Source organism: Streptomyces gottesmaniae (genome assembly GCF_031845845.1).
In the GTDB taxonomy this organism is placed as follows: Bacteria; Actinomycetota; Actinomycetes; order Streptomycetales; family Streptomycetaceae; genus Streptomyces; species Streptomyces akebiae.
The window spans coordinates 1-14,110 of record NZ_JAVRFJ010000035.1 but is presented as its reverse complement, the minus strand read 5'-3'; the positions used below and the strand labels follow the sequence as shown (position 1 = coordinate 14,110).

Below are 14,110 nucleotides of genomic sequence, written 5' to 3'. Positions count from 1 at the left end.
CGCCTCGGCCGGCCCCTGCTCCGCCCGCGGTCCGCCCCTACTCCGCCCGCAGCACCAGCAGCGCCAGATCGTCGTCGGGTGGCCCTTCCCCGAACTCGTGGACGAGTCGGCGGATGCGTTCGGCGATCAGCTGGGCGTCGAGGCCGGCGCAGCCGGAGAGCGCGGTGGCGAGGCCGTCGCCGTCGTCGAACATGCGCGGGCCGCTGCGTCGCTCGGTGACCCCGTCGGTCACACAGAGCAGGGTGTCGCCGCAGCGCAGCTCGAACGTCTCCGAGACGTACTCGGTGTCCTCGATCACCCCGAGCAGCGTCTGCGGCTCGGCCACGGTCCGGACGGCGCCGTCGGGGCCGAGGAGCAGGGGCAGCGGGTGGCCGGCGGAGGCGAGGGTGCAGCGGACGCCGCCGGGGACGGGGACGAGTTCGCCGTAGAGGAGGGAGAGGAAGCGGGTCTGGGGGCCTTCGGGGTCGATGAGAGCGGGGTCGCCTGCGGTGACCAGGGCGCGGGCGGCGGCGTCGGCGGCCTCGGTCGCGTCGTCGAGGAGGAGCTGGTTGAGGCGGTCGAGCACGTCCGCCACGCCGTAGCCCTCGCGGGCGAGCAGCCGCAGCCAGGGCCGGGCCAGACCGATGACCACGGCCGCCTCGGGGCCCTTGCCCTGGACGTCGCCGATCGCGAAGCACCAGCGGCCCCGGCCGGCGGGGAACAGGTCGTAGAAGTCGCCGCTGGGTCCGCCCTTGTCACAGGGCTCGTACACCAGTGCGCTCGATACGCCGGGGATCTCGGCGACCGCGCCCGGCAGCAGGCCGCGCTGGAGCACGCGGCTGATGGTCGCCTGGCGGGCGTACTGGCGGGCCGCGCCGATCGACAGCGCGATGCGCCGGCTCAGGTCCTCCACCAGCCCGGTCACCTCGTCCGGGAACCGGAGCAGCCCGGCCCGCCCGATGACGAGCGTCCCGAGCGGGCGCCCCCCGGCGATCAGCCGATAGGCAAGCGCGGCGCCGCCTTCACTTTCCCGGGCCGCACCGCCTGCTCGCTCCCCGGCCGCCCCGCCTGCTCGCTCCCCCGCCGCCCCGCCTTCGGACTCCCGGGCCGTCCCGCCTTCTCGGTCCCCCGCCGTCCAGCCTGCGGACTCCCGGGACGCCTCGCCGTCACGCTCCCCGTCCGAACCGCTGCCGCGCTTCCGGACCGGGCCGCCGTCACTCTCCCCGACCGGACCACCGTCACGCTCCCGGACCGGGCCACCGCCACGCTCCCCGACCGGACCACCGTCACGCTCCCGGACCGGGCCACCGCCACGCTCCCCGACCGGACCACCGTCACGCTCCCGGACCGGGCCACCGCCACGCTCCCCGACTGGGCCACCGCCGCGCTCCCGCGTCCGGAGGCCGCCGTCCATCCCCCCAGGCCCGCTGCCGTGGCTCCCCGTCGATGGGCCGCTGTCCACCTCCACCGGCCCGCCCACGCCCGACTCCGCCGACGCGCCGACGCTGTCCCGGACCGACGCACTGTCCCGGACCGACGCACTGTCCCGGGCCGACCCGCCGTCCCGGGACAACCCGCTGTCCCGGGCCGATCGGCCGTCCCGTACCGACCTGCCGTCCCAGCCCGACCCACCGTCACCCGTTCCGCCCGGGCGGTCCTCCTCGTCCGGCTCCGGCTCCGGCTCCGGCTCCGGCCACGGCACAGGTACCGCCCTCGACCGCACCGACTCGGGCAGTCGTGGTGGGTTCTTCTCCAGGGCCCGGCGCAGTGCCTCGATGCGGTTCTCGCTGCCGTGCCAGACGCGGGCGAGCCGTGGTGCCGGGCCGAGCGAACCGTCGCCGCCGCGCCAGCCCAGCCCCTCGTCCTCCAGCCACACCGCGCACCAGTCGGCCAGCCTCGGCACCAGCAGCTGACCGGCGAGCGCGGCGACCAGGTCCTCGTCGAGCTGGCCGGCGAGCAGATCGGACGCCTCGGCGAGGAAGGACAGCGCGCCCCGGTTCAACCACTCCCGGTCGCGCTCCCCACAGCGCCGGGGCACGGGCGCGACCAGATCGACCGGGTCCGTGCCCTGCTCGGGGACGCCGGCGTCGCCGTATCCGACGCGACCGGCGTACGCCCGCGCACCCCCGGATACCTGCGCCTCTTCCACCCCGGCGTACGCCGGCGCACCACGGACTCCCCGCACCTCCTCGTCGCCGACGTACGCCAGCGCACGCCAGTCCGCACCCCCCTCAACCCCCTCAACCCCCTCAACCCCTTCAACCTCCTCGACCGCCTCGCCTCCTGCGCCTCCCTCAGCTCCGACGGCCCCCGCGACCCCTACGCCGGCCACGTCACCGCCGTACGCCCCGAACGCGTCCTCCACCGTCATCGCCCCGTCGACCGACAGCCGGGCCCAGACGGTCTTCGTGCCGGTCCGGTAGGTGATCCCCCAGGCTTCCGAGAGCGCCGCGACGAGGCGCAGGCCGCGTCCGTACTCGGCGGCCCCGTAAGGCCGTTCGACGAGGTAGGGGCGTTCGGTGCCCTCGTCGCGTACCGCCCTGGAGGGGTGGTGGTCCGAGACCTCCACGAGCAGCCATCCGGCGGAGGTCGGGTCGTCGCGCTCCAGGCGGCACATCAGCTCGACGTCCGTTCCCGCGTGGACGACCGCGTTGGTGACCAGTTCACTGACCACCACGAGGGCGTCCTCCTCCAGGCGGGCGGAGAGCGCCGTGGCGCCCGGGAGACCGAGCTCGGCCCACTCCGCGAGCGCGGTACCGAGGAAGCGCCGGGCGGCTCCCGGCGCGAGCGGTCCCCCAGGTAGCGACACATGCGCCACCGCGCGCCGGTCCGCGCCCGCGTACGCGGATCCGGCAGACAGCGAGTCGGCCCCGGCGTGCGCGGGCGCACCGGGCGCACAGGACACGGTCTCCCGTTGCGTCGGAATGGCCCCCACTGAGCGGCTCCCTGAGAAAGTTCGGACGAATAGGCCTCAGGCGGCACGGACAGAGTGACAGACTGACCCCGCCCATAAGCGCCGAGTTACCGAAGTGGGCCACCATGAGTGAGAACAGTGCTACGCGGGTGCTCCGAGACGGTCAGAAAGACAGCCAAACGGACGTTCTGATCCGGGCATCCGATCTCCGCGCGCTGACCGCGGCCATGACCGCCGCCCGCGACGGCAGCTTCACGAAGGTCCCGGAGTCGGGCCCCGCCCCGGTGGCGGAGCTGTGCGCCCTCTTCAACCAGATCATCGACCGCAGCACCCACTTCGGCAGCGAAGTGCAGCGTGTGCGGCGCGAGTTGGTCCGGCACGGGCGCCTCGACGAGCGGCTGTCGGCCAGCCCGGGCCAGGGCGCCTGGGCGACCCGGGTCGACGAGGTGAACCAGACACTGGACGCCCTGGTCGCCCCGGCCGCCAACGCCACGCGGGTCCTGGACGCGGTGGCCGGCGGCGACCTCACCCAGCGGGTCGACCTGCACGACGGCAACCGCCAACTCCGGGGCGACCTGAGGCGGTTGGGCCGCGCGGTGAACAAGATGGTCGACCAGCTGTCCCTGTTCACCGGCGAGGTGACCCGGGTGGCCCGCGAGGTCGGCACCGAGGGGCGGCTCGGCGGCCGGGCCAAGGTCAGGGGCCTGTCCGGGAGTTGGCGGGACGTGACCGAGGCGGTCAACACCATGGCCTCCCGACTGACCGCGCAGGTGCGGGACATCGCCCTGGTGACCACGTCGGTGGCGCGCGGCGACCTCACCCGTACGGTGACGGTCGAGGCGACCGGCGAGTTGCTCGAACTGAAGCTCACCGTGAACACGATGGTCGATCAACTGTCCGCCTTCGCCGACGAGGTGACCCGGGTGGCCCGCGAGGTCGGCACCGAAGGGCAGCTCGGCGGCCGGGCCCAGGTGCGGGGCGTCTCCGGGGTCTGGAAGGACCTCACCGACAACGTCAACTTCATGGCGTCGAACCTGACCTCCCAGGTCCGCAACATCGCCCAGGTCACCACCGCCGTCGCCAACGGCGACCTCAGCCAGAAGATCACCGTCGACGCGCAGGGCGAGATCCTGGAGCTCAAGTCCACGATCAACACGATGGTCGACCAGCTCTCCGCCTTCGCCGACGAGGTCACCCGCGTCGCCCGCGAGGTCGGCACCGAAGGCAACCTCGGCGGCCGGGCCCAGGTGCGGGGCGTCTCCGGCGTCTGGAAGGACCTCACCGACAACGTCAACTTCATGGCGGACAACCTGACGTCCCAGGTCAGGAACATCGCCCTCGTCTCCACGGCCGTCGCGCAGGGAGACCTCGGCAAGAAGATCACGGTCGAGGCCAAGGGTGAGATCCTGGAGCTCAAGTCCACGATCAACACGATGGTCGACCAGCTCTCCGCCTTCGCCGACGAGGTCACCCGCGTCGCCCGCGAGGTCGGCACCGAAGGCAACCTCGGTGGCCAGGCGCAGGTGCGGGGCGTCTCCGGCGTCTGGAAGGACCTCACCGACAACGTCAACTTCATGGCCCTGAACCTGACGTCGCAGGTCCGCAACATCGCGCAGGTCACCACCGCCGTCGCCAACGGCGACCTCTCCAAGAAGATCACCGTCGACGCGCGCGGCGAGATCCTCGAACTGAAGGACACCGTCAACACGATGGTGGAGCAGCTGCGGGCCTTCGCCGACGAGGTGACGAGGGTGGCCCGCGAGGTGGGCACCGACGGCGCGCTCGGCGGCCGGGCCCAGGTGCTGGGCGTGTCCGGTGTGTGGCGGGACCTCACGGACAACGTCAACTACATGGCGGACAACCTGACGTCCCAGGTCAGGAACATCGCCCAGGTGACCACGGCGGTGGCGAACGGCGACCTCTCCAAGAAGATCGACGTGGACGCGCGCGGCGAGATCCTGGAGCTGAAGACCGCCATCAACACGATGGTCGACACCCTCTCCTCCTTCTCGTCCGAGGTCACCCGGGTCGCCCGCGAGGTCGGCTCCGAGGGGCAACTCGGCGGCCAGGCACGGGTCGAGGGCGTCTACGGCACCTGGAAGCGCCTGACCACGAACGTCAACGAACTCGCCCTGAACCTGACCACCCAGGTCCGCGCGATCGCCGAGGTCGCCTCGGCCGTGGCCCAGGGCGACATGTCCCGGTCGATCACGGTGGAGGCGCGCGGCGAGGTCGCCGAGCTGAAGGACAACATCAACCTGATGGTGGCCAACCTCCGCGAGACCACCCGCGCGAAGGACTGGCTGGAGTCCAACCTCGCCCGGCTCGCCGCCCTGATGCAGGGCCACCGCGACCTGATGGAGGTCGCCGACCTGATCCTGCGCGAGCTGACCCCGCTGGTGAACGCCCAGTACGGCGCCTTCTACCTGGCCGACCCCGACGAGGACGGCACGGCCCCGCTCCCGGTGGCGCCCACCAAGGGCCTCGCCTTCATCGCGGGCTACGGCGCGGCGCAGGGCGCGACCGTCGAGACCGGTGGTCTGCCCGTGCACGGTCTGGTCGCGCAGGCCGCCCGCGAGAAGAAACGGATCCTGGTGGAGGAGGCCCCACCGGGCTACATCAAGATCAACAGTGGCCTCGGTGAGGCCTCGCCGTCCAGTGTGGTGATCATCCCGATCCTCTTCGAGGACAAGCTCCTCGGTGTGATCGAGCTGGCGTCCTTCTCCCGGTTCTCCGACGTCCACCTGGCGTTCTTCGACCAGTTCGTGAACACCATCGGCGTCGCCATCAACACCATCATCGCCAACTCCCGTACGGAGTCCCTCCTCGGCGAGTCCCAGCGCCTGGCCAGGCAACTCCAGGAGCGCTCCGACGAACTGCAGATGCAGCAGGCGGAGTTGCAGCGCTCGAACGCCGAACTGGAGGAGAAGGCGGCTCTGTTGGCCACCTCCTCGCAGTACAAGTCGGAGTTCCTGGCGAACATGTCCCATGAACTGCGCACCCCACTGAACTCCCTGCTGATCCTGGCGCGGCTGCTCTCCGACAACCCGGACGGCCATCTCACCGACCAGGAGGTGCAGTTCGCGGCGACGATCCACCGCTCGGGGTCGGATCTGCTGCAGCTGATCAACGACATCCTCGACCTCTCGAAGATCGAGGCCGGCCGGATGGACGTACGCCCGAAGCGCCTCCCGCTGATCAAGCTCCTGGACTACGTCCACGCCACGTTCCGGCCCCTCACGCTCGACCGGGGCCTCGCCTTCGACGTCACGGTCGGCGAGGACGTCCCCCGCGAGATGTACTCGGACGAGCAGCGCCTCCAGCAGATCCTGCGCAATCTGCTGTCGAACGCGATCAAGTTCACCGCGTCCGGCCGGGTCGAGCTGACCGTCAGCCGCGTCAAGGACCCCGACCACCGTCACACCCGCGAGGACCACGACGAGGTGATCGCCTTCGCCGTCTCGGACACCGGCATCGGCATCGCGCCCGAGAAACTCCCGGTGATCTTCGAGGCGTTCCAGCAGGCCGACGGCACCACCAACCGCAAGTACGGCGGCACCGGCCTCGGCCTGTCCATCAGCCGCGAGATCGCCGGCCTGCTCGGCGGCCGCATCGTCGCGGAGAGCGTCCCCGGCAAGGGCTCGACCTTCACGCTGTACGTCCCGGTCTTCAGCCCGGGCCACGGGGTGACGGGCCCGGTGGTCGAGGAACGCGGCAGCCTCGTCCCCGAGCAGCTGGCCACCGAGCCGTACCCGGCCGCCTACGACGGCGACGCGCACGACAGCGACGACTCCTGGCCGGCGCCCACCAAGCTGGAGGCGTGGAAGGTGGGCCGCGCGGGCCAGGTCCTGCCGGGCCGCCGGGTGCTGATCGTCGACGACGACATCCGCAACGTCTTCGCGCTCACCCATGTCCTGGGCCGGGTCGGCATGCCCGTGCTGTACGCGGAGAACGGCCGCGAGGGCATCGAGACCCTGGAGCGCAACCCGGACGTCGAACTCGTCCTGATGGACATCATGATGCCGGAGATGGACGGCTACGAGACGATCTCCGCGATCCGCCGCACGCCCCGCTGGGCGGGCCTGCCGATCGTCGCCCTCACCGCCAAGGCGATGCCCGGCGACCGCGAGAAGTCCATCGCCCGCGGCGCCAACGACTACGTACCGAAGCCGGTGGACGTCGACCAGTTGCTCACGGTCGTCTGCGCGGTCCTGGACCCGGAGACCCCCAAGGCCCCGGAGAGCGCCGAGCCGTCCCCCGAGAAACGCACCGAAGAGAACGAGGCACCCTCACCATGACCCCTCAGGACCGGACCGACGCGGGCGCGGGCATCCTCCTCGTCGACGACATGGAGGACAACCTGCTCGCCCTGGAGGCCGTCCTGGCATCCCTCAACGAGCCGCTGGTCCGCGCCCGTTCGGGCGAGGAGGCGATGAAGGCCCTGCTGCGGCACCGCTTCGCGGTCGTCCTCCTCGACATCCGGATGCCCGGCATGGACGGCTTCGAGACCGCCGCCCACATCAAGCGACTCGACCAGACCAAGGACGTCCCGATCATCTTCCTCACCGGCACGGACGCCGACGCCGGCTACGCCTTCCGCGGCTACGCCACCGGCGCCGCCGACTACCTCACCAAACCCTTCGACCCCTGGGTGTTACGGGCGAAGGTGAGCGTCTTCCTGGACCTGCACCGCAAGACCCGGCAGCTGGAGACCCTGCTGACGAGCCGGCGGGAGCACGCGGAGCAGGTCGACGCCCGTCTGGCCGCTTTGGAGAAACAACTGACCCAGGCGACCCCGGACCTGCCGGAGGTCCGAATACAGCTGCAGGACCTCCGAGCCCTGGTGACGAGGGAGCGCAGCAGCTGACCTCAGGGGCGCCGGGGAGCCGCGCGACGCGCCACGACGATCCCGCGGCCGCCGAGCGGTCCCCGCCGTCCCCTGCGTCAGGTGCTAGGCCTCGCGCGCACCGGCGTACATCTCGTCGATGAGGTGCTGGTACTCCTTCTCCACCACCGGCCGCTTCAACTTCAGGCTCGGCGTGAGCTCACCGTGCTCGACATCGAGATCCCGCGGCAGCAACCGGAACTTCTTGATCGTCTGCCACCGCTGCAACCCCTCGTTGAGCTGCTTGACGTACCCGTCGACCATCTCCACCGTCGCGGGCGCCGCGATGATCTCCTCGTACGACTTCCCGGCCAGCCCGTTCTCCGCGGCCCACCCCTGGAGGGACGGCTCGTCGAGGGCGATGAGCGCCGTGCAGAAGTTCCGGTCCGCGCCGATCACCATGACGTTCGAGGTGAAGGGGCACAGCGACTTGAACCGCCCCTCGATCTCGGTCGGCGCGATGTACTTGCCGCCGGACGTCTTGAACAGGTCCTTCTTCCGGTCGGTGATCCGCAGGTACCCGTCGGGCGACAGCTCCCCGATGTCACCGGTGTGGAACCACCCGTCGGCCTCCAGTACCTCCGCCGTCTTCTCCGGCAGGCCGTGGTAGCCCTCCATCACACCGGGCCCGCGCAGCAGGATCTCGCCGTCGTCGGCGATCCGCACCTCGCAGCCGGGCAGCGGCTTGCCGACCGTACCGGTGCGGTAGGCCTCGCCGGGGTTCACGAAGGACGCGGCCGAGGTCTCCGTGAGGCCGTAGCCCTCCAGGATGTGGATGCCGGCACCGGCGAAGAAGAACCCGATCTCGGGCGCCAGCGCGACCGACCCGGAGACACACGCCCGCAGCCGGCCGCCGAACGCCTCGCGGAGCTTGGCGTACACCAGCGCGTCGGCGACCTTGTGCTTCGCGCCGAGCGCGAACGGCACCGAGGCGGTGCCGGTGCGGCGGAAGTTGTCCTGGCTGACCTTGGCGTACTCGCGGGAGACGCCGGCCGCCCACTGGAAGATCTTGTACTTGGCCGGGCCGCCCGCGCGGGCCTTGGCGACGACGCCGTTGTAGACCTTCTCGAAGATGCGCGGCACGGCCGCCATGTACGTCGGCTGCACCACCGGAAGGTTCTCGATGATCTTGTCGATCCGGCCGTCGACGGCGGTGACGTGCCCGACCTCGATCTGACCGCTGGTGAGCACCTTGCCGAACACGTGCGCGAGCGGCAGCCACAGGTACTGCACGTCGTCGGCACTGATCAGCCCGGTCGCGGCGATCGCCTTCGCCATGTACGCCCAGTTGTCGTGCGGCAGCCGGACCCCCTTGGGGCGGCCGGTGGTGCCGGAGGTGTAGATCAGCGTGGCGAGCTGGTCCTTGGTGATCGCGCCGACCTTCTCCGTGATCAGGTCGGGCTTCTTCTCCAGGTACGCGGCGCCGCGCTTCTCCAGCTCGGCCAGGGAGAGGACCCAGTCCTCCGACAGGTCCGCGCCCTCGGTGTCGATGACGACGACGTGCGTCAGCTCGGGCAGCTCGGCCTTCTTCTCCCGGGCCTTGGCGAGCTGTGCCGCGTCCTCGGCGATGAGGACCCGACTGGAGGAGTCCGAGAGGATGTACGCGGACTCCTCGGCGTTGGTCTGCGGATAGACGGTCGTGGTGGCGGCGCCCGCGCACATGATGCCGAGGTCGGCGAGGATCCACTCGATGCGCGTCGACGAGGCGAGGGCGACCCGCTGCTCCGGCTGCACACCCAGCTCGATCAGTCCGGCCGCGACGGCGTAGACCCGTTCGGCCGACTGTGCCCAGCTCAGCGACTTCCAGTCGGAGGGCCCCTCCCCGGAGGCCGGTGGCACCGGGTACCGGTAGGCCTCGCCGTCGGGCGTGGCCGCCACGCGCTCGAGGAAGAGGGCCGCCACCGAGGGCGGACGGTTCTCGATCAGGGTCTGTGTGTCGCTCACGACATCCTCCGGGGCACGCGACAGTACAGCTGGCTCACGGACTGTGCGGCTGGCTCAAAGCGGCTGTTGTTTAACTCGCGAGTAACCATCGAGTGGTGATCAGGGTAGAGCGAGGTCGGCCGGTTGGTAAGGGGCGGCGGGCAGTCACTTTCCACCGAGAACGACCGTACGACCACGCACCGACGCCTCCCGGAAGACCTACGGGCCCGCCGCGCCGAAACGCGACGGGCCCGCATTCTGCCCGAGTTTCCGGGGGTAACAGTGGCTACCCCGCGGTCGGCGACCGGAGTCGCCGTTGGCTACTTCTTGCCCTTGCCCCCGCCGGCGCTGTCGTCACTGGACAGAACGGCGATGAAGGCCTCCTGCGGAACCTCCACAGAGCCCACCATCTTCATCCGCTTCTTGCCTTCCTTCTGCTTCTCCAGCAGCTTCCGCTTACGGGAGATGTCACCGCCGTAGCACTTGGCGAGGACGTCCTTGCGGATGGCGCGGATGGTCTCGCGGGCGATGACACGCGAGCCGATGGCGGCCTGGATGGGCACCTCGAAGGCCTGCCGCGGGATGAGCTCCCGCAGCTTCGCGACGAGCCGCACCCCGTACGCGTACGCCGCGTCCTTGTGCGTGATCGCCGAGAAGGCGTCCACCTTGTCGCCGTGCAGCAGGATGTCGACCTTGACGAGGCTGGAGGTCTGCTCACCCGTGGGCTCGTAGTCCAGCGACGCATAACCGCGCGTCTTCGACTTCAGCTGGTCGAAGAAGTCGAAGACGATCTCCGCGAGCGGCAGCGTGTACCGGATCTCGACCCGGTCCTCCGACAGGTAGTCCATGCCGAGCAGGGTGCCGCGCCGGGTCTGGCACAGCTCCATGATCGAGCCGATGAACTCGGTCGGGGCGAGGATCGTGGCGCGTACGACGGGCTCGTACACCTCGTTGATCTTGCCCTCGGGGAACTCGCTCGGGTTGGTGACCGTGTGCTCCGTGCCGTCCTCCATGACGACGCGGTACACGACGTTCGGCGCGGTGGCGATCAGGTCGAGCCCGAACTCGCGCTCCAGCCGCTCCCGGATCACATCGAGGTGCAGCAACCCGAGGAAGCCGACGCGGAAACCGAAGCCCAGCGCGGCGGACGTCTCCGGCTCGTACACGAGCGCGGCGTCGTTGAGCTGGAGCTTGTCGAGCGCGTCACGCAGCTCGGGATAGTCGGACCCGTCCAGCGGATACAACCCGGAGAAGACCATCGGCTTGGGGTCCTTGTATCCCCCGAGCGCCTCGGTCGCCCCCTTGGCCTGGCTGGTGATCGTGTCACCGACCTTGGACTGCCGGACGTCCTTCACCCCGGTGATGAGGTAACCCACCTCACCGACGGCCAGCCCGTCGGCGGGCAGCATCTCGGGCGAGTTGGTCCCGATCTCCAGCAGCTCGTGCGTGGCACCGGTGGACATCATCCGGATCCGCTCGCGCTTGTTGAGCTGCCCGTCGATCACACGGACGTACGTGACCACGCCCCGGTACGAGTCGTACACCGAGTCGAAGATCATCGCGCGGGCGGGCGCGTCCTTGACCCCGACGGGCGCCGGAACCTCCGCCACGACCCTGTCGAGCAGCGCGTCGACGCCCACACCCGTCTTGGCGGAGACCTTCAGCACGTCCTGGGGATCGCAGCCGATGAGGTTCGCCAGTTCCTCGGAGAACTTCTCCGGCTGGGCGGCCGGCAGGTCGATCTTGTTCAGAACGGGGATGATCTTCAGGTCGTTCTCCATCGCCAGGTACAGGTTGGCGAGGGTCTGGGCCTCGATCCCCTGCGCCGCGTCGACGAGGAGGACGGTCCCCTCACAGGCCGCCAGCGACCGCGACACCTCATACGTGAAGTCGACGTGCCCGGGGGTGTCGATCATGTTGAGGATGTGCGTGTTGCCCGGATCGTCGGTCGGCGCCCAGGGCAGCCGCACCGCCTGGGACTTGATCGTGATGCCGCGCTCACGCTCGATGTCCATGCGGTCGAGGTACTGAGCACGCATCTGCCGCTGTTCGACGACACCGGTGAGCTGAAGCATCCGGTCGGCGAGCGTGGACTTGCCGTGGTCGATGTGCGCGATGATGCAGAAATTGCGGATCAGAGCCGGGTCGGTACGGCTCGGCTCGGGCACATGGCTAGGGATCGCGGGCACGCAGGGTCCTGATTCTTGAGGCGTCCGCAGCCGTCTGCGGTCTCGGGTCGGATCGGGTCTGGCGGGGCTGTACGTAGGCACCATGGTCCCACGGGTGGAGGGCTGCGACCGGTTTGGGCCCACGCGAGAGCTGCTGGTAACGTGGGCCGCTGTGTCTCATGCCCTCTCTGCAGGAGGCACATCCCAAGGAAAACCAAGCTGAAAAGGCTCATTCGTGGCGAACATCAAGTCCCAGATCAAGCGGAACAAGACGAACGAGAAGGCGCGCCTGCGCAACAAGGCCGTCAAGTCGTCGCTCAAGACCGCGATCCGCAAGGCCCGTGAGGCCGCTGCCGCGGGTGACGTCGAGAAGGCCACCGAGTACCAGCGCGCTGCCGCGCGTCAGCTCGACAAGGCCGTCTCGAAGGGCGTCATCCACAAGAACCAGGCCGCCAACAAGAAGTCGGCGCTTGCTTCCAAGGTCGCTTCCCTCAAGGGCTGAGCTTCACCTTTGATCTGATCGTCGGCTGGACCCAGAGCGGGCCCTCTCTCATCCGCTCCCACCCGACACCCTGGATCCGCACGCGGCCTGCGTTCGCCACGCGGGTGCGGATCTCCCATCGTGACCCGAAAGCCCCGCCACCCACCCCTTCCCCGGGGCGACCGGCGGGGCTTTCGGCGTGGGGAAGGGTGGGCTTCCGGGTGTAGTGGGGTGGAGTGGGCTTTCGGGGGTGGCCTCGGAAGGCGGGCCGCTCACGGCTCGGGGCGACCGCGCTTTCAGGGGCGCGGGGAACGGCGCGACCAGCCCCGACGCTCCGGCATGGACCCACTCACGACCGGCCCCGCCCTCTCAACCCTTCTCAACCCTCTCAACCCCGACGCGACCGAGCCGCCCGCGCGATCACCACAACCGCCTTCTCCAACGCGTACTCAGGATCGTCCCCCCCGCCCTTAACCCCGGCATCGGCCTCGGCGACCGCCCGCAACGCCACGGCCACCCCGTCCGGCGTCCACCCCCGCATCTGCTGCCGCACCCGATCGATCTTCCACGGCGGCATCCCCAACTCCCGCGCGAGATCCCCCGGCCGCCCGCCCCGCGCCGACGACAACTTCCCGATCGCCCGCACTCCCTGGGCGAGCGCACTGGTGATCAGCACCGGCGCCACCCCCGTGGCCAGCGACCACCGCAGCGCCTCCAACGCCTCCGCCGCCCGCCCCTCGACGGCCCGATCGGCCACCTCGAAGCTCGACGCCTCGGCCCGCCCGGTGTAGTACCGCCCGACCACCGCCTCGTCGATCGTCCCCTCGACGTCCGCCACCAACTGCGACGCCGCGGACGCCAGCTCCCGCAGATCACTCCCGATCGCGTCGACGAGCGCCTGGCACGCCTCCGGCGTCGCGGACCGCCCGAGCGTCCGGAACTCACCCCGCACGAACGCCAGCCGATCCCCCGGCTTCGTCATCTTGGGGCACGCCACCTCCCGCGCCCCCGCCTTGCGCGCAGCGTCCAGCAGCCCCTTGCCCTTGGCGCCGCCCGCGTGCAGCAGCACCAGGGTGATCTCCTCGGCGGGAGCCCCCAGATACGCCTTCACGTCCTTGACCGTGTCGGCCGACAGATCCTGCGCGTTGCGTACGACCACGACCTTGCGCTCGGCGAAGAGCGAGGGGCTCGTCAGCTCGGCGAGCGTGCCCGGCTGCAACTGGTCCGACGCCAGATCCCGCACATCCGTGTCGGCGTCCGCGGCCTTCGCCGCGGCCACCACCACCTGCACAGCCCGATCGAGCAGCAACTCCTCCTGCCCCACGGCCAACGTCACGGGGGCGAGGGGATCATCGTTCACAGTCTTCTTGGCCATCCAGGACAGCATCCCACGGCCCACTGACAACCCGACCGCGCACCGACCGCCCCCCACAGCACATGGAACCCCCGAGCGGCAGCCCTACGGCTCCTCCCTCCACCCCTCCCACTCCCCCGCGAACTCGTCCAACGCCCCCGGATCGAGCCGCTCCCGCTCGTCCCGCAGCACCACCAGCCACTGCGCGTCCTCGGCGTCGTCCTCCCCGGCCAGCGCGTCCCGCACCAGCTGCGGCTCCTCATCCAGCCCGAACCGCTCCCGCAACGCGTCGACAACCTCCTCGGCCGCGTCGCGATCCGGCAACACCAACACATGCCTCACATCACTCACGCCCCCATCTTCCGTCACCTCTGTCTCCTCCCCCTCCCCCCTCCCCCCTCCCCTC

At 70.3% G+C, this 14,110-nt stretch carries 8 protein-coding genes; 3 read left to right on the top strand and 5 right to left on the bottom strand.

The features are described from left to right. Window positions 1–37: 37 nt before the first annotated feature. Window positions 38–2,914, bottom strand: a complete 2,877-nt coding sequence (locus tag RM704_RS32305; protein ID WP_037658051.1) for a SpoIIE family protein phosphatase — start codon at window positions 2,912–2,914, stop codon at window positions 38–40. A gap of 206 nt (window positions 2,915–3,120) precedes the next feature. On the opposite strand from RM704_RS32305, the gene RM704_RS32300 reads away from it, so the two are divergent. Beyond that, window positions 3,121–7,191, top strand: a complete 4,071-nt coding sequence (locus tag RM704_RS32300; protein WP_311591624.1) for a HAMP domain-containing protein — start codon at window positions 3,121–3,123, stop codon at window positions 7,189–7,191. Continuing rightward, window positions 7,188–7,760, top strand: coding sequence for a response regulator (locus RM704_RS32295; RefSeq protein WP_033525842.1), 573 nt, complete (start codon window positions 7,188–7,190; stop codon window positions 7,758–7,760). Before RM704_RS32300 ends, RM704_RS32295 begins: the two co-directional genes overlap by 4 nt. A gap of 84 nt (window positions 7,761–7,844) precedes the next feature. On the opposite strand, the gene RM704_RS32290 is transcribed toward RM704_RS32295, so the two are convergent. Both RM704_RS32290 and lepA read right to left on the bottom strand, forming a co-directional pair. Continuing rightward, window positions 7,845–9,722 carry an AMP-dependent synthetase/ligase gene (locus RM704_RS32290; protein ID WP_033525841.1) on the bottom strand — a complete coding sequence of 626 codons (1,878 nt, stop codon included), beginning with the start codon at window positions 9,720–9,722 and terminating at the stop codon, window positions 7,845–7,847. A 299-nt stretch (window positions 9,723–10,021) separates the two neighbouring features. Continuing rightward, window positions 10,022–11,890, bottom strand: a complete 1,869-nt coding sequence (gene lepA / locus RM704_RS32285; protein WP_033525840.1) for a translation elongation factor 4 — start codon at window positions 11,888–11,890, stop codon at window positions 10,022–10,024. A gap of 214 nt (window positions 11,891–12,104) precedes the next feature. On the opposite strand from lepA, the gene rpsT reads away from it, so the two are divergent. Then, complete coding sequence (rpsT, locus tag RM704_RS32280; protein WP_033525839.1) at window positions 12,105–12,371, top strand: 30S ribosomal protein S20; 267 nt, start codon at window positions 12,105–12,107, stop codon at window positions 12,369–12,371. Window positions 12,372–12,738: 367 nt separating this feature from the next. Here rpsT and holA read toward each other — a convergent pair whose 3' ends face one another. Both holA and RM704_RS32270 read right to left on the bottom strand, forming a co-directional pair. Continuing rightward, window positions 12,739–13,725 (bottom strand): DNA polymerase III subunit delta, encoded by a 987-nt coding sequence (gene holA / locus RM704_RS32275; RefSeq protein ID WP_192829594.1) that lies wholly within the window; start codon window positions 13,723–13,725, stop codon window positions 12,739–12,741. 84 nt (window positions 13,726–13,809) lie between these two features. Further along, window positions 13,810–14,055, bottom strand: a complete 246-nt coding sequence (locus tag RM704_RS32270) for a hypothetical protein (protein ID WP_033525845.1) — start codon at window positions 14,053–14,055, stop codon at window positions 13,810–13,812. Window positions 14,056–14,110: the final 55 nt, after the last annotated feature.